Raw genomic sequence first — 17,344 nt, 5'->3', positions numbered from 1 at the left:
GCGGTGATGACCCGCGTGGTCGGCTTTTCGGTCGAGACGATGATGCAGCCCGACAGCAGCGGGGCGGCGATGGCGATGGCGAGAGCGAGACGAAGCATTTGGTGTTCCCCTTTGAAAGCTTGACCCTTTGTGCCGTGAGGGCCGGTCCTGCACACGTGAATAATCGGCAAGCTGGATGAACAATCGGACAGGGTCGGGGTTGAATGCGTCCGCAACCGCCATAGCTACAGTCCCTCCCCTTTCCTTCGGATCGCCTCTCATGAGCCTGCTGTTCTCGCCCCACGCCGTGGGGCCTCTGACGCTGAAGAACCGCGTCGTCATCGCCCCGATGTGCCAGTATTCCGCCGTCGATGGCGTGCCCCAGCCCTGGCACGTGCAGCATCTGGGCAAGCTGGCGATCTCGGGCGCAGGCCTGGTCATCGTCGAGGCGACGGGGGTTGAGGCGGCGGGCCGCATCACGCCGGACGACACCGGCTTGTGGAACGACGCCCAGGAAGCCGCCTTCGCCCGGATCATCAGCGACATCCGCACCTACAGCGACACGCCGATCGGGGTTCAGCTGGGCCACGCCGGGCGCAAGGCCTCGACCAGCGCGCCGTGGAAGGGCGGTCGCGCCCTGGGCGCCGACGAGGGCGCATGGGAGACGTTCAGCGCGTCGGCCGAACCGTTCAAGGACGACTGGCACACCCCGACGGCGATGACCCAGGCCGACATGGACCGCGTCGTCGCAGCCTTCGAGGACGCGGCGCGCCGGGCGGACCGGGCCGGGTTCGACCTGGTCGAGTTGCACGCCGCCCACGGCTATCTGCTGACCCAGTTCCTGTCGCCCCTGTCCAATCACCGCACCGACGACTTCGGCGGCGGGTTCGAGAACCGGGCGCGCTTCCCCTTGCGGGTGGCGCAGGCCCTGCGCGACGCCTGGCCCCGGACCAAGGCGCTGGGCGTGCGGTTCAACGGGTCGGACTGGGTCGAGGGCGGCATCGCGCCGGACGAAGTCACGGCCTTTGGTCAGGCCCTGCACGACATGGGCTATGACTATCTGCACCTGACGTCGGGCGGCAATGTCGCGCGCGCCGACATTCCGGGCGCCGAGCCGGGCTATCAGCTGCAGTTCGCACAAGCCGTGAAGGCCGCGACGCCGGACGCCAGCGTCATGGCCGTAGGCATGATCTTCGATCCGCAACAGGCCGAGGACATCGTGGCCTCGGGTCAGGCCGACCTGATCGCCGTCGCGCGTGCGGCGCTGGACGATCCGAACTGGGCGCACCATGCGGCCGTGGCCTTGGGCGAGGACGAGAACCTGCCGCCGCAGTACGAGCGGGCGGGCAAGAAATATTGGCCGGGCTACGGCAAGGCCGGCTAGGCAGGCGGCCTGATCAGGCCGCCTTCTCCAGCGCGGGATCGACAGCCCACAGCACCCGCGCCGCCGCCTGGACCTCGCTCTCGGCTGTCTTTTGCGGACGGCCGAGCAGATAGCCCTGAACCTCGTCGCAGCCCTGGTCGCGCAGGAAGGTCAGCTGCTCCAGCGTCTCGACGCCCTCGGCCAGAACCGGGATGTCCAGGCTCTCGCCCAAGGCCAGGACAGCGCGGATGATGGCGGCGGATTGCGGTCCGCCGTCCAACTCCGACATGAAAGAGCGGTCCAGCTTGATCTTGTCGAACGGGAAGGCGCGCAGGGTGGACAGCGACGAATAGCCGGTGCCGAAGTCGTCCATGGCGATGGAGACGCCCAGCAGCTTGAGCTGGCGCAGCACATGGGTCGTGCGCTCCATGTCGGTGATCATGGCCGTCTCGGTGATCTCCAGCTCCAGCCGGGCGGGCGACAGGCCGGTCTCGATCAGCACCTGATGCACCAGGCGCGGCAGATCCACGTGGCCCAGCTGGACCGGCGACAGGTTGACGGCGATCTTGTGCGGCTCGGCCCATGTAGCGGCCTCGGCGCAGGCGGTGCGCAGCACCCATTCCCCGATCGGCAGGATCAGGCCATTCTCTTCGGCCAGGGGAATGAAGTCGGCCGGCGATATGAAGGTCCCGTCAGGCTGGATCCAGCGCAGCAGAACCTCGTAGCCCGTGATGTCGCCCGTATCGACGGCGGCCTGAAGCTGCCAGTTCAGGCTGAACTGACCCTGGTCCAGGGCCTCGCGCATCTGCTGGGCCATGCGACGGCGCGTGCGCACCGCCTCGTCCATCTCTTCCTCGTAGAAACAGACATCGGTCCCCAGCGAGGCCTTGGCCCGATACATGGCCAGGTCCGCATCGTTGATCAGGGCGGATACGTCATGGGCGTCGTCGGGCCAGATCGCGATGCCGGTGCTGAGGCCGCAGGCGACCTCGGCATGGTCCAGAACGACGGGTTCGGTGACGGCGTCGCGCAGGCGCGCCACCAGGTCCAGGGCGTCGTCGCGGTGGCGGATCGGCATGACCGCGACGAACTCGTCTCCGCCCAGGCGGGCCACGAACTCGTCATGACGCAGGCAGGCCCGCATGCGCTCGGCGATCTGGACCAGCAGCTGATCGCCGGCGGCGTGGCCGTGGACGTCGTTGACCTCCTTGAACCGATCCAGGTCCATGGCGAGCAGGGCGACCTTGGTCGGCGCCGTGATGTCCGAAGTCTGGCGCGTCAGCCACTCCAGGAAGGACGAACGGTTGGGCAGGCCGGTCAGGCCGTCGTTGCGCGCCAGATGGGCGATGCGACGTTCCTGGGCCAGGCGCATGCGCAGGTCGCGCACGGCATAGATCATGACATCGGTCACGACGGCGTGTCGGCCGTCGCGCCGCACGGCGATCTCGACCGGGATCTCGGTCTCGCCCGCCCCGACCAGTTTGGATTGTGTCAGGCCGCCTACCGTCAGGTCGGCGGTATTGGACAGCCAGCGCGACAGCGGCTCGCCGACCAGGACGTCATGCGCCACGCCCGCCAGGTCGGCGAAGGCGGCGTTGGCGGCCAGGATCAGGCCGCCCTGCTCGACCACCATGCCGTCCACGCTGCCCTCGATCAGATGATCGAGACGCGCCTTGGCCTGAAGCCGGGACTGCATGTCCAGGGCGTGGCTGGCGACGCCGGTGCCCAGCATCATCAGGCCGACGGCGGATGCCGCGAAGGCCAGGACGATGTTGGCGCTGTTGCTGGCGATGAGATCCGCCGACGGCGCGAGCGGAATGACGGTCATGGCCGCCATGCCGGTGAAGTGCAGCGCGACGATGCCCAGCACCATCAACGCGACGGGCGCCACCTGTCCCGAACGCCGCGCGCGGTTGAACGCCAGCCCACCGAACAGGACGGCCCCGACGATGGAGGCGACGACATAGGCGGTCGACCAGTGGATGACGGCGTCGGTCGCAAAGGCCGCCATGCCGGTATAGTGCATCGCCACCACGGTCAGGCCGAACAGCACGCCGCCGATCTCGGCCGAGAAGCGCAGGGTCCGCGAGGCGACCCACAGGGCCAACGCGCTTCCGCCGATGGCCACGCCCAGGGAGACGCCGGTCAGAACCGGCTCGTAGCTGACGCTCGTGCCGGGCTCATAGGCGATCATCGCCACGAAATGGGTGCACCAGATCGTCGCCCCGGTCGCCACGGCGCCCATGAAGGCCCAGGCCAGGCGCGTGCCCTTTTCGGCGGCGCGCAGGCGGCGATAGAGGCGGAAGGTGATGATGGAGCCGATCAGGCAAAGACCGGCGGATAGCGCCACCAGCCAGAGATTATGATCGTCGGTCAGGCACGTGAAAAAACGCATGAAAGCTACAGACCGTGGAGAAGACAGCCTGGCTTCATAACAGCAGAGAATTTAATCAGACGCGCCCGAACAGGCTTAACCAATCCCTACACGGACGGATCAGGAGCGCGGCAGCTGATAGGGGTTGTTGACGCTGATGGGCGAGCCGGGCGGCAGGCCCAGTTCCTCGAACGACCATTTCAGCTCGACGCCCTCGACCAGATCCTGGCGGCACTTGTCCTCGTCGATGCGACGCAGGGTGATGACGGCGGCGCCGCCCTGCAGGCTGACGATGGGGATCAGGTCCTCCTTGGCGGTGCAGCCGTTGGAGCTGACCCAGAAGACGGCCTCGTTCTTGGTGAAGGCGGCGGCGTGGATCGGCTCCAGCGCGCCGGGCATGCCCTGGGTCGAGACGGTCGGCTCGCTGGCGGTGGCGCAGGCGGCAAGGCTCGCTGCCGCGGCGGCGATCAAACCCAAGCGTCCGATGATGGAGTCGCGCACCGACGACCTCCCCTGTCTCTCAAAGCCTGAACGGGCCGAGAATGCGCCTGTTCGCCCGCAGAGGGAACAGGAGAAAAAACGAAAGGCCCCGGACGAATCCGAGGCCCTTCAAACTGAAACCTTCAAAGGGACTATCGACGGGCTCAAGCAGCCCGAAGGGCGATAGCCCCCTCAAAGAGAGCTTCGTAAGCCTTGCTTACGAAGCGTAGTATTCGACGACCAGGTTCGGTTCCATCTTCACGGCGTACGGCACGTCCGACAGTTCCGGCACGCGGACATAGCGGACCGAGAACGAACGGTCCGACAGCTCCAGGTAATCCGGCACGTCGCGTTCCGACGACGTCTGGGCTTCGATCACCAGAGCCATGCTGCGCGACTTTTCCTTCACCGTCACGACGTCGTCCGGCTTCACGCGGTAGGAGGCGATGTCGACCTTCTTGCCGTTGACCAGGACGTGGCCGTGGTTGACGAACTGACGGGCGGCCCAGACGGTCGGGACGAACTTGGCGCGGTAGACGATGGCGTCCAGACGCGATTCAAGCAGGCCGATCAGGTTTTCCGAGGTGTTGCCCTTGCGACGCGTGGCTTCGTCGTAGGTCTTGGCGAACTGCTTCTCGGTGATGTTGCCGTAGTAGCCCTTGAGCTTCTGCTTGGCCTTCAGTTGCAGACCGAAGTCCGAGACCTTGGACTTGCGACGCTGACCGTGCTGACCGGGACCGTAAGAACGCTTGTTGACCGGCGACTTGGCGCGGCCCCACAGGTTCTCACCCATGGCGCGGTCGATCTTGTATTTGGCGCTGTGGCGCTTGGACATTCTATTCTCTTTTCTACGATACGGCCCGGCATCCCCTCGATTGGGAATGCGATCTCAACGGCGGTCCACGCATCTTCCGTCATCAATCCCGCCCCTGGCGAACCAGAGGCATGGAAGGCGGCGCTTATGGCCAGAGGGGCCGACAGAGTCAAGCCGGACGGGCCGTTAAGCACGATGGAATGGAACGATCGTCAGATTCCGCCCTTCATTCGATGCAACCGAACACTGCGCAAGGACAAGGAGGAGTGGAATGCAGACTGAATCCAAAAGCTTTCAAACCGGCCTGTCCGACAAGGCGGTGGAAACCCTGAAGAAACAGCTGGTCGATCTGGTCGAGCCCCTGACCGATCATCAGCTGTTGGACCTCGCCGACGGCATCCACGAGATGCTGCGCCAGCGCCGTGCGGTCAGGCAGCACCATGCCGAACGCATGAACGAGCGCGTTCGGCAAGGCGTGGACCTGAGGGTCTGATCTCTATTTAGCCGCCCTACTTGGCCGACTGAGCCTCCGAGATGAACATCGCCCGCCCCTCTCGCGTGGCGATCTTGCCCAGGCCCGGGAAGGGGAAGTGATAGGCGTAGATGTGGGCGCCCGAGTTGCGCAGCGCCGTCACCTCGTCCAGTCGCGCCTTCTCGCCCGCCGCCTGATCGTCGTCATAGCCGACGTTCCAATCGGGATGTTCAACCGACAGGATCCAGTGGTGCATCAGGTCGCCGGTGTAGAGCAGCTGGTTCTGGCCGTCGGCGATCAGATAGGCGACGTGGCCCGGCGTATGGCCCGCCGTGTCCTGGGACGTGACGCCCGGCGCGACCTCTCCGCCCGGCGCGAAGGCCTGGACCTTGGGCGTGACGATGCGCACCAGATCGGCCAGCTCGGGATTGGCGCGGATCGAGGCCCACTCCGCCTGCGACATCCGGATCGCCGCATTGGGGAAGGCCAGGCCGCCGCTGCGGATCAGGCCGCCGACATGGTCGGGGTGGCCGTGCGAGATCAGCACATCGGTGATGGAGGCCGGATCGACACCGGCCTTTTGCAGGCTGTCCATCAGCTGGCCCTTGCCCTCGCCCAGGCCGGTGTCGAACAGCAGGGTCCGGTCGCCGTTCCTGACCAGCAGCGGGTGGATTTCCAGCATGATCGGGTCGGCTGGCTGGCCGGCGGCGGTCAGGGGCGCGGCGACCGCCTGCGGGTTCAGGCCGACGCCGAACACCTTGTTGTCGTTCGGCACGGGGTTCTCGCCGTCGAACAAGGCGATGGCGTCCAGCGCGCCGATCTTGAACCGATAGACCGGCTTTTCCGCCGGTGCGGCGACCGTCTGCTGAGGCGTCGGCGGGGCGTGATCGCCGGGCCTCTGCTCGCTCGCCGGCTGCTGGCACGCCGCCAAGGTCAGGCAGGCCAGGGCCGCCCCCGTCATCATCATCCGCATCGCTTCAATCTCCGTGTGCAGGAGAAGAATCGAAAACGCCCGCCGGAGGTTCCGGCGGGCGTCGTCATGTCTCGATCCGAAGGCGCCTTACTTGGCGGCGGCGTACAGTTCGTTGACCTTGTTCCAGTTCACCACCGACCAGAACGACTTCAGATAGTCGGCGCGGCGGTTCTGGTATTTCAGATAGTAGGCGTGTTCCCAGACGTCGGCGCCCAGGATGACTTCGCCGCGCTCGTCCACGACATCCATCAGCGGATTGTCCTGGTTGGGGGTCGAGGTGATCTTCAGCTTGCCGTTCTGGACGATCAGCCAGGCCCAGCCCGAGCCGAACTGTGCGGCGCCGGCGGCGTTGAAGTCTTCCTTGAACTTGTCCATGCCGCCCAGGTCGGCGTCGATGGCGGCGGCGAGTTCGGCCGACGGTTCGCCGGCCTGGTCGACCGGGGCCAGCAGTTCCCAGAACAGGCTGTGGTTCCAGTGACCGCCGCCGTTGTTGCGAACGGCCTTGGGCGCAGTCGAGATGCTGGTGAAGATTTCTTCCAGCGACTTGCCTTGCAAACCGGCGTCGGCATCGACGGCCTTGTTCAGGTTGTCGACATAGGTCTGGTGGTGCTTGTCGTGGTGGAAGGTCATCGTCTCCTTGTCGATGGCCGGCTCCAGCGCGTCATAGGCGTAGGGCAGCGGGGGCAGGGTGAAGGCCATGGGAGAGCTCCTTTTCCGACAGATCTTGATAGGCAGCACATAGGCGCCCGTTCGTAAAACCCAAGCGACAAAGCCCGGATTCGTTCCGACTTATCGGCCCGGAACGGTCAAGCTGGCAAGTTCGCCTTCAGGCATTCGCGCACGGCGCGCTTCACGTCGCCCGGCGCATTGGGCTCGTCCACGCCCTCGGCGGCGAAGACGGCGCGCACGGCGGCGTCCAGACCCTTGGGCAGGGCCTCGATCACCTTCTTCTGGCCCTTGGCGTGCAGGCAATAGCCCACCTCGCGGCACAGGGCGGAAAACATCGGTTCGTAGGGATCGGAAGCGCTCATGGCGCCCCTCTATCACCGCCAAGCGATCAGCGACAGTCGGTCACGCCTTCAACCGCTTGGCGTGGAAGGCGACATGGTCGGCGATGAAGCTGGCCATGAAGAAGTAGGAGTGGTCGTAGCCGGGCTGCATACGGATCGTGACCTTCTGGCCGGCGGCGTCGGCGGCGGCTTGCAGCAGTTCGGGTTTCAGCTGGTCGGTCAGGAAGCTGTCGGCGTCGCCCTGGTCGATCAGGATGTCGTCATAGACGCCGCGTGCCGCGCCGGCGGCGATCAGTTTGGCGGCGTCGTGGCGTTCCCAAGTCGTACGGTCGTCTCCGAGATAGGCGGTGAAGGCCTTTTCGCCCCAGGCGCACTGTGTCGGCGAACAGATGGGGGCGAAGGCGGAGACGGATCGGAACAGGTCGGGGTGGTTCAGCGCCAGGGTCAGGGCGCCGTGGCCGCCCATCGAATGGCCGCTGATGGCGCGGGCGCCCGTGGTCGGGAACGCGGCGTCGATCAAGGCGATCAGTTCGTCCGTGACATAGGTTTCCATGCGGAAATGCGCCGCCCAGGGGGCCTGCGTGGCGTCCAGATAGAAGCCTGCGCCCTGGCCCAGGTCATAGGCCGGATCGTCGGCCACGCCGTCTCCACGCGGGCTGGTGTCCGGCGCGACGATGATGACGCCGTGTTCGGCGGCGGCCTGGTAGGCGCCGGCCTTGGTGGTGAAATTGTCCTCGGTGCAGGTCAGGCCGGACAGCCAGATCAGGACAGGGAAAGGCCCCTCCCCGCCCGGCGTGAAGACCGACAGGGTCATGGGCGTGCCAGTCGTTGTGCTGTCGTGCTTCAGATAGCGGAGGGTGCCGCCGTGGACGGCGTGGGTCTTGGTGGTTTCGAAGGTCATTTGGTCTGAACCCCTGTCGTGTCTTTGGCATCGCCCGAACGCGCTTCGGCGATGATGAGATCGCGCAGATAGTCTTCCAGCGCTTGGCCTCGTGATCGTGCAATCAAGCTCAGCCGCGCAATCAGATCGTCGTCGAGTTCGAATGCGAGATCCGCCATCGTTCACCCCACCCGGTGCATGGCGACGATCTTGTTGCCCGATGGATCGCGCAAATAGGCCAGGATCATCGGACCGAACGGGCCCTGGCGCTCGCCGGGCGGGTCTTCGATGGCGCGACCGCCTGCGGCGACGCCGGCGTCATGGAAGGCCTGGACCATCTCGGGCGTCTTGGCGTGAAAGCCGATGGTGCCACCGTTGGCGTGGCAGGCGGGATCGCCGTCGATCGGCGCGCCGACCGCGAAGGCGCCCATGCGGGTGCGCCACCAGTAACGGCCCTTGGGATCCGGCCCCTGCCCAGGCTCGACACCCAGGGCGCCGAGCGCCGCGTCATAGAATTTGCGCGACGCCTCGATGTCGTTGGCGCCGACGATGACGTGGGTAAACATGGTCAAACCTTCCGATCTTTGGATTCTGCTTCTATTACAGCAACATAATGCCACGACGAGTTCGTGGTCATCAGAGCATAGCGATCAGCGATGTCATGCTGGTTTCTAGTGATTTCCAAGTGATGAGATCTGTCCCGAGCATTCTTCCGCAAAGAGGAATTGACAACTTCATCTCCCGTCAGATGCCGCGCCTGAAGACGACGCAGAACCTCGACCATTTCGCTGTCCGACAACGACCCAACCGGCAACCGTCGCTCGTAGGTTACCTTCAGCCCATCGTATCCGGTGATGCGCCAAAAGCTGGCCATGGTCAGAACACCACCACGCTACGAATGCTCTTGCCTTCGTGCATCAGGTCGAAGGCCTTGTTGATGTCTTCCAGGCCGAAGGTGTGGGTGATCATCGGGTCGATCTCGATCTTGCCGTCCATGTACCAGTCGACGATCTTGGGTGTGTCGGTGCGGCCGCGCGCGCCGCCGAAGGCCGAACCGCGCCAGACGCGGCCGGTCACCAGCTGGAACGGGCGGGTGGCGATCTCCTTGCCGGACTCGGCGACGCCGATGACGACGCTCTCGCCCCAGCCGCGGTGGCAGGCCTCAAGCGCCTGGCGCATGACGACCGTGTTGCCGGTGCAGTCGAAGGTGTAGTCCGCGCCGCCGCCGGTCAGTTCGATCAGGTGGGCGACCACGTCGGGCACCTCCTTCGGATTGACGAAATGGGTCATGCCGAAGCGACGGCCCCATTCTTCCTTGTCAGGGTTGATGTCCACGCCGACGATCATGTCGGCGCCGACCATCTTCAGCCCCTGGATGACGTTCAGGCCGATGCCGCCCAAACCAAAGACCACGGCATTGGCGCCCGGCTCGACCTTGGCCGTATTGACCACGGCGCCAACGCCCGTCGTCACGCCGCAGCCGACGTAGCAGGCCTTGTCGAACGGGGCGTCCTTCCTGATCTTCGCTACCGCGATCTCGGGCAGGACGGTGAAGTTCGAGAAGGTCGAGCAGCCCATATAGTGGGCGATGGCCTGACCCTTGTAGCTGAAGCGCGACGTGCCGTCGGGCATGACGCCCTTGCCTTGCGTCGAGCGGATCGAGGTGCACAGGTTGGTCTTGCGCGACAGGCACGACTTACACTGGCGGCATTCCGGCGTGTACAGCGGGATGACATGATCGCCGACCGCGACCGAGGTCACGCCCGGTCCGACCTCGACCACAACGCCCGCGCCCTCATGGCCCAGGATGCTCGGGAAGATGCCCTCGGAGTCCAGACCGTCCAGCGTATAGGCGTCGGTGTGGCAGATGCCGGTGGCCTTGATCTCGATCAGCACCTCGCCGGCGCGCGGCCCCTCCAGATCGACCTCGACGATCTCCAACGGACGTTTGGCCTCGAAGGCGACGGCGGCGCGGGTTTTCATGACGAGGACTCCTTGGTTTGCGCCTGTTTCTCACGAGCGACGCCGGGAAGGCCAGCCCGTCCGCCCATGAAGGCTGCTGAATTTTTTTGAGTGCACTTTCGTGCAGATTTTTGAGATCGGTTCGCAGAAGTTCAGGACATCTGATGTGTAGAGCATGATGACGTCAGGATCGGACGTGTCCTGGCACACGACAGGCTTGCATCATTCACGCGCGACAATAGTCTGACTTGGCAACGAAGAGACTCCTTTCATGCTGGCCTGGTTCCTCGTCGCCGCCTTGAGTTTGGCCGATCTTTCCCCCGCAGCGGAGGCTGCGCTTCGTCCCTTGACCGAGGCCATCGCGACGGCACGCGCCAAGCAGACCGCCCTGCCGGAGAACCCGACACCCAGGGAAAGACTGGAGCTGGCGCTGGCCCTGGATCAGGAGCCGTTGAAGGCGATGCACAGCATCGATCTTTCGGCCCTTTCCGAAACGGATCGACTTGCCGCGCAGGCAGAGGCCAAGGCGCGGCTGGACGTCATCAGTGACGAGACGGTGGTCACGGTTCTGTCGCTGGTTCCGCCCGAGGGCTGGTTCTCCAACGCCGTCTATGGCCAGGATGCAGCGACGGGAGCCTTTCTGGTCATCCAGCACGCCGATACGGCGTTGCAGAAACGGTTCCTGCCCGCGCTGGAAGCGATGTCCAAGCGGGGCGAGGCGCTGAAGTGGCAGTATGCGATGATGTACGACCGCATCGCCGTCGCCGAGAACCGTCCGCAGCGATACGGCACCCAGATGCAATGCGTCGCGGGTCGCATGGTCCCGGCGCCGACAGAAGAGCCGGAACGGCTGGAACAACGCCGCGCGCCAATGGGTTTTCGCTGGCCGGACTACGCCGCCTATCTGGCGAACTTCGGCGCTTGCTGAACGCGCCACAGGTCGGTCAGGAGATCGCGCCATGAACCTCGTCGTCCTGACCGGCGCCGGCATATCGGCCGAAAGCGGCGTGCCGACGTTTCGGGCGGATGACGGGCTGTGGTGCGGGCATCGGGTTCAGGATGTGGCGACGCCGGAGGGTTATGCGGCCGACCCGGCCCTGGTGCAGGACTTCTACAATCAGCGCCGGCGACAGTTGGCGGATGTCCGGCCCAATGCGGCGCATCGGGCGCTGGCGGATCTGGCGGCGCGGTGGGAGGGCGACTTCCTGCTGGTGACGCAGAACGTCGACGATCTGCACGATCGGGCGCACGCGCAGACACCGCCCGGCGCCGGGTTCGAACTGATCCATATGCATGGCGAGTTGTTGAAGGCGCGCTGCACCCGGTCGGGCGTTGTCATCGACTGGACGGCGGACATGGCGGCGGATCAGGCCTCGCCGCATCATCCGCAGGGCCTCATGCGGCCGCACATCGTCTGGTTCGGGGAGATGCCGCTGGAGATGGAGCGGATCGAGGGGGCGCTGGAGGCCTGCGACCTGTTCGTCTCCATCGGCACGTCCGGGGCGGTCTATCCGGCGGCGGGCTTCGTCCAGGCGGCGCGGTATGCCGGGGCGCGGACGGTGGAGATCAATCTGGAGCCGACGCAAGGGGCGCGCCTGTTTGACAAGGGGGTCTATGGGCCGGCGACGCAGGCCGTGCCGGGCTTCTTCGAAGGCCTTTAGAGACGAAAACGGCGGCCGCTGCGAAGCGGCCGCCGTTCCGGTCTTTGAAGTCGAAGGCGGTTAGGCCAGTACGACGATGGTCACGCGGCGGTTCTGCGAACGGCCTTCCGGCGTGTCGTTCGAGGCCACCGGCTGTTCCTGACCATAGGAGATGGTCGCCATCCGGTTCAGGGCGACGCCCTGACGGTTGAGGAAGCGACGCACGGCCTCGGCGCGCTGCTCGCCAAGCTCGTCATTGTGCTGGGGCGTGCCGGTCGCGTCCGTATAGCCCTGGATTTCGAGATAGACGTTCTTGTTCTCGCCAGCCAGACGCTGGGCGAACTGGGCCAGGCGTTGCTCGGCTTCGGGCGACAGAGCCGCCGCGTCGGTGGGGAATTTCACGGAATCGTCCGACAGCACGACCTGATAGAGGAACTTGCCCTCGGCCAGCTTGTGCGCGTCGTTGGCGCGCTGGAGCGCCTGGCCCGCCGTGCCTTCGACGCCGGTCACGCGGGTATCGACGACTTCCACCTGATCACGCACGAAACGATGGCTGGCGCAGCCGCTGGCCGCAAAGCCGAGGGCGATGAGGGCGCCGCCGACGACCGCCGTCCTGAGTTTCGATCTGCTCAAGTTCTGTCTCCTTCTTGCCGGGAGCGCCACACCCGTTTTTGCGCCAGATGAAAATGGCGTAGGGCACAAGGCGGAGTAATGACGTGCTTTGGGCAGGATCATGTCAGCTTGACCATAACAAGATGGGGTATTTCGCGTTATTCTTGCGCCGACATGGAACCGGGCAGTCAGATCAACCGTTGCGCCGCCGACGGTCGAGGCCGGAGGGCGGGCAGGCTGATCTATCGCTGATCTGCAACGCCGCCCGGTTGTATTCGGCTCAGCGCCACTTTCCTGACGCGACCCGATGTTTTCAACAGGGCCTGAAGTTTTTTACAGGCATTCTGTTGTGATGACCATGCGGCACGGTGTTCAACAGTCATCACGGATAGGCGATTGAGCGCCGGCCGATCACGACGCCGGGCACGACGCTGGGCGCTGGCGGCGACGCCGATTCTGGCCGCCCATGCCGGGCTGGCCCTGCTGATGACGGCGCGCGCGTCGCCTGAGCCTCTCTTGTCCGAGCCGCCTCTGGTGATGGTCGAACTGGTCGAACCGCTGCCCCCTCCCCCGCCACCGCCCGCGCGGGTCATCGCCCCCGATCCCTCGCCCAAGCCCGACGCGCCGGCCGCAGCCGCCCAGTCCGCCGCCCCCGCCAAGCCCGCGCCGCAACGCCGGCCGCCTGCGGTTGCTGCGGCCCGTCCACGGCTGGTCGTCGCCAAACGCCCGCCAGATGTCGAACCCCTGCCCGCCGCGCCTGCGCCGCCGGGACCGCCGCTTCCCTTGCTGGGCGCGGCCCAGATCGCCGGCGCCATGACGGTGGGCGCAGGGCCGGGCGGCGGGGGCGGAACGGGGGTGGGCGGCGGCGGCGGATCGGGCGGGACCGGCGCGGGCTCCGGGTCGGGCGGTGGGTCTTGCGACATGGTGCGCTGGGTTCAGGACGCGGTGCGTGACGACCAGGCGGTGCGCCGCGCCGTCATCGCCGCGTCTCAGGACATGGACGCCAACGGACGCGCCATCCTGGTGTGGAACGGCGACTGGCTGCAGAGCCGCAACCAGTCGGGCAAGGGCCTGGCCGGCGTGCGCCAGGCCATCGCCCTGGAAGTCGCCTTCGCCCCCGCCGAGTGCAAGAGCCAGAGGATGACCGGCCTGGCGGTTCTGAAGCTGGAAGACCGCCCCGGCGGCGCGCAGCTGGCGCTGGGCAAGAGCAGTTGGCGGTGGTCGGACCTGCTGGGGGCGGGTTAGGGAAACCCGACACGGTTTCAGACTCTGCGGCGTGAAAAACACCGTCTGAATAGTGCAATTCGTCTGAAATCGGCCCCTCCGGCTGCGCGACGCGTCCGATGCGGACGAGCGGACGCAGGATCGCACGGTTTTGGAGCGCGGGCAGGAAGAGGACGCTGATGGGCGGTAGGGCGTTGAACGCGTTGAGTTCAGGTGGCTGGAATAGGATGGCTGCCCCTTTCTTTCGTCATCCTCCGGCAAGCAGCTTGCGGCGCAGACCGGGGGAGCCAGCGGCGCCGAAGGCAATGCGTCGGCCGCACGATGTTCAAAGCGGCATGTCTGCGACAGGATCGCGCTCGCGCGCGCCGCTGGCTCCCCCGGTCGCTTCGCGCCGGAGGATGACGAAAGAAGAAAGAGGCGGTTGCGCTCCCCCCTTCGGACACGCACCTAGCCTCCCATGCCCGTCTCCCCCGCCTACCGCCCCGAACCGCGCTTCTTCGATCTGGGCTCGGACTATGCCGATGCGGTTCAGGCCGCTGACTTCCCGCAGACGACCTTGCGGTTCCGCAATGACCGCGCCGCAGCAGAAGTCGGGCTGGAGGGGCTGAGCGAGGCGGAATGGATCACCGCCTTCGGCCGGTTCGAACCCCTGCCGGGTCAGCCCGGACCGCTGGCCATGCGCTATCATGGCCATCAGTTCCGCCACTACAATCCAGACCTGGGCGACGGGCGCGGGTTCCTGGCGGCGCAGATGCGCGAAACGCCGCCCGCTCAAGCAACGAGCGACCGCGTCGCGAGAGATAGCGCCCCAGGTCGACTTCTCGACCTGGGAACAAAAGGAACGGGCCGAACGCCGTGGTCGCGCAGCGGGGACGGGCGGCTGACGCTGAAAGGCGGGGTGCGCGAGGTGCTGGCGGCGACGATGCTGGAGGCGCAAGGCGTTCCGACCAGCCGCGCCTTCTCCCTGATCGAGACCGGCGAGGCGCTGGAGCGCGGGGACGAGCCGTCGCCGACGCGGTCCGCCGTTCTGGTGCGGCTGTCGCACTCCCATGTGCGGTTCGGGACGTTCCAGCGCGCGGCCTATCTGGGTCGCCGCGATCAGATCGAGGCGCTGATCGAACATGTCCGCACCCTGTATCACCCCGGCGTCGCCGCCGGGGACGCGCCCGGCCTGCTGACCGCCATCGTCGATGCCTCGGCGAAACTGACCGCGCGCTGGATCGCGGCGGGGTTCGTGCACGGGGTGCTGAACACCGACAATCTGAACGTCACGGGCGAGAGCTTCGACTATGGCCCCTGGCGGTTCCTGCCGGAATACGACCCGGCCTTCACCGCCGCCTATTTCGACCAGACCGGCCTCTACGCCTTTGCGCGCCAGCCCGAGGCCGTGTTCTGGAACCTGACGCAGTTGGCGGGGTGTCTGAAACTGGTCGCCGATGTGGAGCCGTTGACGGCGGCGTTGAACGGGTTCGGGCCGGCCTATATCCGCGAACTGCGCGCCGCCTTCCTGATGCGGCTGGGGGTGCGCAGCCTGGGCGAGGCGGCGGATCAGCGGCTGGTGGATGCGACCCTGGCCCTGTTGAGAGAAGGCGGCGCGGCGATGCGGTGGGAGCCGGTCTTCTTCGACTGGTTCGGCGGCTTCGCCTCGTCGGCCCGCGCCCTGTCGGGACCGCGCGCGAAACTGTATCAGGGCGAGGCCTTCGACGCCTTCCGCTTCGCCTTGATGGAACACGAACCCGACCGGATCGAACGGCTGGAACACCCGATGTTCGCCGCCCGCGAGCCCGAGGAGATGCTTATCGACGAGGTCGAGGCCATCTGGGCCGCCATCGCGACCGACGACGACTGGGGGCCGTTCCAGGCCAAGCTGGCCCGGCTGGAGGCCGCCCGCGTCGCCTGGGGCTTCAGCGCCTGAGGCCGAACCTTACGAAAGCTTCATCTCGTTTATCGATAATGTTCTTGCTCGTTTATCGATAAATCCATATCGATAGTCACCAAGGCGGTCGCGGAGGGCGACCCGATTGGAAGGGCTATCAAGATGAAACTCGTCGGCAAACGATCGGCCGCCAGCGCCCTGCGGTGGCTGCTCGGCTTCCTCAATGTCTTCGTGATGCTGGGCGCCATAGCCGTCGGCTGCGCCCTGATCGCCAGCATGATCGTCGGCGTCGACTGGATGGACGCGCTGCGAAATGGGACGGCTCCTGACGGGAACATCGAAATCACCGGCCGCCTGACATTGCTCGGCGCCGTCATGGCCTGCGGTTTCACCTGGTGGATCATCAATCGGCTGCGGCGCATCCTGCTGTCGGTCAATCAGGGCGACGCCTTCGAGTTCGCCAACGTCAAACGCCTGCAGGGCGTCGGGTTGGGCCTGATCGGGATCCAGTTGACGGCGCTCCTGCTGGTCTTCGTGGCGCCGCAGAGCATAGGCCAGTCGCCGTCCGACTATGACTTCGACCTGGGGTCCTGGCTGGGCATTCTGGTGGTCTTCATCCTGGCCGAGGTGTTCCGGCAGGGGTCGGCCATGCGCGACGAACAGATGACCACGGTCTGAGAGGGGCGCGCCATGATCATGATCCAGCTGGACCGACTGCTGCTCGAACGCCGCATGTCCCTGACCGAACTGTCCGACCGCGTCGGCGTCACCCTGGCCAATCTGTCGATCCTCAAGACCGGCAAGGCCCGCGCCGTCCGCTTCTCCACCCTGGACGCCCTGTGCCGCGAACTGGACTGCCAGCCCGGCGACCTGATCGTCCAGACGCCGGGAGTGCATCCCGACACCTGAAAATAGCAAGCGTCATTGTCTCTATGTAAATGACGCTTGACTTACAGTTGATGCAGATCGTAAAGCTCCCTTGTCACAACGACAGGGGAGCTTGTCATGAAACATCTCGAACGCACCGAATACACCCACGACCAGAAGACCGTCATTTCCATCGCCGCAGCCCTGGCCGCCGTCAGCCTGACCGCCAAGGTCGACACGCCCTTCTGGCCCAGCAGCCTTGGCGTCCCGCCCTCGCTGGGCCTGGTCGTCATGCTGATCGGCCTGACGCTGGCGATGATCCATTATAATGGCGTCTGGTGGCGCGGGCTGGACGAGCCGACGCGCCACGCGCACCGCAAGGCCTGGTGGACGGGCGGCAATCTGGGCGTCGTCGCCGGCGCCGCCGCACTGGTCGCCCTGCTGAACAACGGCGTGACCCTGGCGGAACCGCTGTTGCACGGCCCCGCCGCTTGGGCCGCGACCGGCTTTCTTTGCCTGCTGGGGGGACAGGCGGTCGGCTATGGCCTGGCCCTGCTGCTGAACCGGCGGGCCGGATGAGCCGGGTCGCCAACCGCGTGCGCGACCTGCGCAACCAGCAGCAGATGTCGCTGGGCCAGCTCAGCCGAAGTCTCGGCGTCTCTCACCTGACCCTGCGCGCCATCGAAACGGGTCTCTATGCGCCGTCCCTGATCCTGGCGGTCCGTCTGGCCCGCACCCTGAACCATCCGGTCGAAGACCTCTTCGCCGTCTGACCCGGTGGCGGCATCCCGCGCCGCGCCGCACCCAAACCTGAAACC

The 17,344-nt window shown here is 66.0% G+C and carries 21 protein-coding genes; 10 read left to right on the top strand and 11 right to left on the bottom strand.

The window, feature by feature from the left end; genetic code table 11:
- Window positions 1-259: 259 nt before the first annotated feature.
- Window positions 260-1,363 carry an NADH:flavin oxidoreductase/NADH oxidase gene (locus tag ACQY72_RS13500; protein ID WP_428154169.1) on the top strand — a complete coding sequence of 368 codons (1,104 nt, stop codon included), beginning with the start codon at window positions 260-262 and terminating at the stop codon, window positions 1,361-1,363.
- A 13-nt stretch (window positions 1,364-1,376) separates the two neighbouring features.
- Here the strand turns inward: ACQY72_RS13500 and ACQY72_RS13495 are convergent, their stop codons facing one another.
- The 3 genes from ACQY72_RS13495 to rpsD form a co-directional block, all read right to left on the bottom strand.
- Window positions 1,377-3,737 carry a bifunctional diguanylate cyclase/phosphodiesterase gene (locus ACQY72_RS13495; RefSeq protein WP_428154167.1) on the bottom strand — a complete coding sequence of 787 codons (2,361 nt, stop codon included), beginning with the start codon at window positions 3,735-3,737 and terminating at the stop codon, window positions 1,377-1,379.
- 99 nt (window positions 3,738-3,836) lie between these two features.
- Window positions 3,837-4,217, bottom strand: coding sequence for a hypothetical protein (locus ACQY72_RS13490; protein ID WP_428154165.1), 381 nt, complete (start codon window positions 4,215-4,217; stop codon window positions 3,837-3,839).
- 196 nt (window positions 4,218-4,413) lie between these two features.
- Entirely contained in the window at window positions 4,414-5,031 is a 618-nt protein-coding gene (rpsD, locus tag ACQY72_RS13485; protein ID WP_428154164.1) for a 30S ribosomal protein S4, read from the bottom strand.
- Between the two features lie 250 nt (window positions 5,032-5,281).
- Here rpsD and ACQY72_RS13480 point away from each other — a divergent pair, with 250 nt between their 5' ends.
- Window positions 5,282-5,503: a hypothetical protein gene (locus ACQY72_RS13480; protein WP_428154162.1), complete on the top strand. Its 222-nt coding sequence runs from the start codon at window positions 5,282-5,284 to the stop codon at window positions 5,501-5,503.
- Between the two features lie 16 nt (window positions 5,504-5,519).
- On the opposite strand, the gene ACQY72_RS13475 is transcribed toward ACQY72_RS13480, so the two are convergent.
- The 7 genes from ACQY72_RS13475 to ACQY72_RS13445 all read right to left on the bottom strand — a co-directional run bounded on the left by ACQY72_RS13475 (window position 5,520) and on the right by ACQY72_RS13445 (window position 10,328).
- Window positions 5,520-6,455 carry an MBL fold metallo-hydrolase gene (locus tag ACQY72_RS13475; RefSeq protein WP_428154160.1) on the bottom strand — a complete coding sequence of 312 codons (936 nt, stop codon included), beginning with the start codon at window positions 6,453-6,455 and terminating at the stop codon, window positions 5,520-5,522.
- An 87-nt stretch (window positions 6,456-6,542) separates the two neighbouring features.
- Entirely contained in the window at window positions 6,543-7,154 is a 612-nt protein-coding gene (locus ACQY72_RS13470; RefSeq protein WP_428154158.1) for a superoxide dismutase, read from the bottom strand.
- Window positions 7,155-7,261: 107 nt separating this feature from the next.
- Window positions 7,262-7,486 (bottom strand): hypothetical protein, encoded by a 225-nt coding sequence (locus tag ACQY72_RS13465; protein WP_428154156.1) that lies wholly within the window; start codon window positions 7,484-7,486, stop codon window positions 7,262-7,264.
- Window positions 7,487-7,526: 40 nt separating this feature from the next.
- On the bottom strand, window positions 7,527-8,366 hold the full coding sequence (gene fghA, locus ACQY72_RS13460; protein WP_428154154.1) for an S-formylglutathione hydrolase: 840 nt from the start codon (window positions 8,364-8,366) through the stop codon (window positions 7,527-7,529).
- A complete protein-coding gene (locus tag ACQY72_RS13455) occupies window positions 8,363-8,524 on the bottom strand; it encodes a hypothetical protein (protein WP_428154152.1) in 162 nt (53 codons plus the stop codon). The genes fghA and ACQY72_RS13455 overlap by 4 nt, the downstream gene beginning before the upstream one ends.
- Window positions 8,525-8,527: 3 nt before the next feature.
- Window positions 8,528-8,911, bottom strand: coding sequence for a VOC family protein (locus ACQY72_RS13450; protein WP_428154150.1), 384 nt, complete (start codon window positions 8,909-8,911; stop codon window positions 8,528-8,530).
- A 310-nt stretch (window positions 8,912-9,221) separates the two neighbouring features.
- Entirely contained in the window at window positions 9,222-10,328 is a 1,107-nt protein-coding gene (locus ACQY72_RS13445) for an S-(hydroxymethyl)glutathione dehydrogenase/class III alcohol dehydrogenase (protein ID WP_428154148.1), read from the bottom strand.
- 250 nt (window positions 10,329-10,578) lie between these two features.
- On the opposite strand from ACQY72_RS13445, the gene ACQY72_RS13440 reads away from it, so the two are divergent.
- Window positions 10,579-11,235 carry a DUF6624 domain-containing protein gene (locus tag ACQY72_RS13440; protein ID WP_428154146.1) on the top strand — a complete coding sequence of 219 codons (657 nt, stop codon included), beginning with the start codon at window positions 10,579-10,581 and terminating at the stop codon, window positions 11,233-11,235.
- Between the two features lie 31 nt (window positions 11,236-11,266).
- Entirely contained in the window at window positions 11,267-11,968 is a 702-nt protein-coding gene (locus ACQY72_RS13435) for an NAD-dependent deacylase (protein WP_428154144.1), read from the top strand.
- 60 nt (window positions 11,969-12,028) lie between these two features.
- Here the strand turns inward: ACQY72_RS13435 and ACQY72_RS13430 are convergent, their stop codons facing one another.
- Window positions 12,029-12,580, bottom strand: coding sequence for an OmpA family protein (locus tag ACQY72_RS13430; RefSeq protein ID WP_159849344.1), 552 nt, complete (start codon window positions 12,578-12,580; stop codon window positions 12,029-12,031).
- Between the two features lie 375 nt (window positions 12,581-12,955).
- Here ACQY72_RS13430 and ACQY72_RS13425 point away from each other — a divergent pair, with 375 nt between their 5' ends.
- The 6 genes from ACQY72_RS13425 (at window position 12,956) to ACQY72_RS13400 (ending at window position 17,299) form a co-directional block, all read left to right on the top strand.
- Entirely contained in the window at window positions 12,956-13,804 is an 849-nt protein-coding gene (locus tag ACQY72_RS13425) for a hypothetical protein (protein ID WP_428154143.1), read from the top strand.
- 436 nt (window positions 13,805-14,240) lie between these two features.
- Window positions 14,241-15,698, top strand: a complete 1,458-nt coding sequence (locus ACQY72_RS13420) for a protein adenylyltransferase SelO (protein ID WP_428154141.1) — start codon at window positions 14,241-14,243, stop codon at window positions 15,696-15,698.
- A 123-nt stretch (window positions 15,699-15,821) separates the two neighbouring features.
- A complete protein-coding gene (locus tag ACQY72_RS13415; RefSeq protein WP_428154139.1) occupies window positions 15,822-16,337 on the top strand; it encodes a DUF2975 domain-containing protein in 516 nt (171 codons plus the stop codon).
- A gap of 12 nt (window positions 16,338-16,349) precedes the next feature.
- Window positions 16,350-16,568, top strand: coding sequence for a helix-turn-helix domain-containing protein (locus ACQY72_RS13410; RefSeq protein ID WP_409719844.1), 219 nt, complete (start codon window positions 16,350-16,352; stop codon window positions 16,566-16,568).
- Window positions 16,569-16,664: 96 nt separating this feature from the next.
- Complete coding sequence (locus tag ACQY72_RS13405) at window positions 16,665-17,105, top strand: hypothetical protein (RefSeq protein ID WP_428154137.1); 441 nt, start codon at window positions 16,665-16,667, stop codon at window positions 17,103-17,105.
- Window positions 17,102-17,299 (top strand): helix-turn-helix transcriptional regulator, encoded by a 198-nt coding sequence (locus ACQY72_RS13400; RefSeq protein ID WP_428154135.1) that lies wholly within the window; start codon window positions 17,102-17,104, stop codon window positions 17,297-17,299. Before ACQY72_RS13405 ends, ACQY72_RS13400 begins: the two co-directional genes overlap by 4 nt.
- Window positions 17,300-17,344: the final 45 nt, after the last annotated feature.

Origin of the sequence: Brevundimonas sp. (genome assembly GCF_965279155.1) — a bacterium.
Classification (GTDB): Bacteria; Pseudomonadota; Alphaproteobacteria; order Caulobacterales; family Caulobacteraceae; genus Brevundimonas.
The sequence above is the reverse complement of the archived record's forward strand: the minus strand, read 5'-3'. Positions and strand labels throughout refer to the sequence as shown.

Bases quoted from the DNA above. Each gene is read 5' to 3' on its own strand.
- ACQY72_RS13500 (WP_428154169.1), top strand. From the start codon at position 260: ATGAGCCTGCTGTTCTCGCCCCACGCCGTGGGGCCTCTGACGCTGAAG.
- ACQY72_RS13495 (WP_428154167.1), bottom strand. From the start codon at position 3,737: ATGCGTTTTTTCACGTGCCTGACCGACGATCATAATCTCTGGCTGGTG.
- rpsD (WP_428154164.1), bottom strand. From the start codon at position 5,031: ATGTCCAAGCGCCACAGCGCCAAATACAAGATCGACCGCGCCATGGGT.
- ACQY72_RS13480 (WP_428154162.1), top strand. From the start codon at position 5,282: ATGCAGACTGAATCCAAAAGCTTTCAAACCGGCCTGTCCGACAAGGCG.
- ACQY72_RS13475 (WP_428154160.1), bottom strand. From the start codon at position 6,455: ATGCGGATGATGATGACGGGGGCGGCCCTGGCCTGCCTGACCTTGGCG.
- ACQY72_RS13470 (WP_428154158.1), bottom strand. From the start codon at position 7,154: ATGGCCTTCACCCTGCCCCCGCTGCCCTACGCCTATGACGCGCTGGAG.
- ACQY72_RS13465 (WP_428154156.1), bottom strand. From the start codon at position 7,486: ATGAGCGCTTCCGATCCCTACGAACCGATGTTTTCCGCCCTGTGCCGC.
- fghA (WP_428154154.1), bottom strand. From the start codon at position 8,366: ATGACCTTCGAAACCACCAAGACCCACGCCGTCCACGGCGGCACCCTC.
- ACQY72_RS13455 (WP_428154152.1), bottom strand. From the start codon at position 8,524: ATGGCGGATCTCGCATTCGAACTCGACGACGATCTGATTGCGCGGCTG.
- ACQY72_RS13450 (WP_428154150.1), bottom strand. From the start codon at position 8,911: ATGTTTACCCACGTCATCGTCGGCGCCAACGACATCGAGGCGTCGCGC.
- ACQY72_RS13445 (WP_428154148.1), bottom strand. From the start codon at position 10,328: ATGAAAACCCGCGCCGCCGTCGCCTTCGAGGCCAAACGTCCGTTGGAG.
- ACQY72_RS13440 (WP_428154146.1), top strand. From the start codon at position 10,579: ATGCTGGCCTGGTTCCTCGTCGCCGCCTTGAGTTTGGCCGATCTTTCC.
- ACQY72_RS13435 (WP_428154144.1), top strand. From the start codon at position 11,267: ATGAACCTCGTCGTCCTGACCGGCGCCGGCATATCGGCCGAAAGCGGC.
- ACQY72_RS13420 (WP_428154141.1), top strand. From the start codon at position 14,241: ATGCCCGTCTCCCCCGCCTACCGCCCCGAACCGCGCTTCTTCGATCTG.
- ACQY72_RS13415 (WP_428154139.1), top strand. From the start codon at position 15,822: ATGAAACTCGTCGGCAAACGATCGGCCGCCAGCGCCCTGCGGTGGCTG.
- ACQY72_RS13410 (WP_409719844.1), top strand. From the start codon at position 16,350: ATGATCATGATCCAGCTGGACCGACTGCTGCTCGAACGCCGCATGTCC.
- ACQY72_RS13405 (WP_428154137.1), top strand. From the start codon at position 16,665: ATGAAACATCTCGAACGCACCGAATACACCCACGACCAGAAGACCGTC.
- ACQY72_RS13400 (WP_428154135.1), top strand. From the start codon at position 17,102: ATGAGCCGGGTCGCCAACCGCGTGCGCGACCTGCGCAACCAGCAGCAG.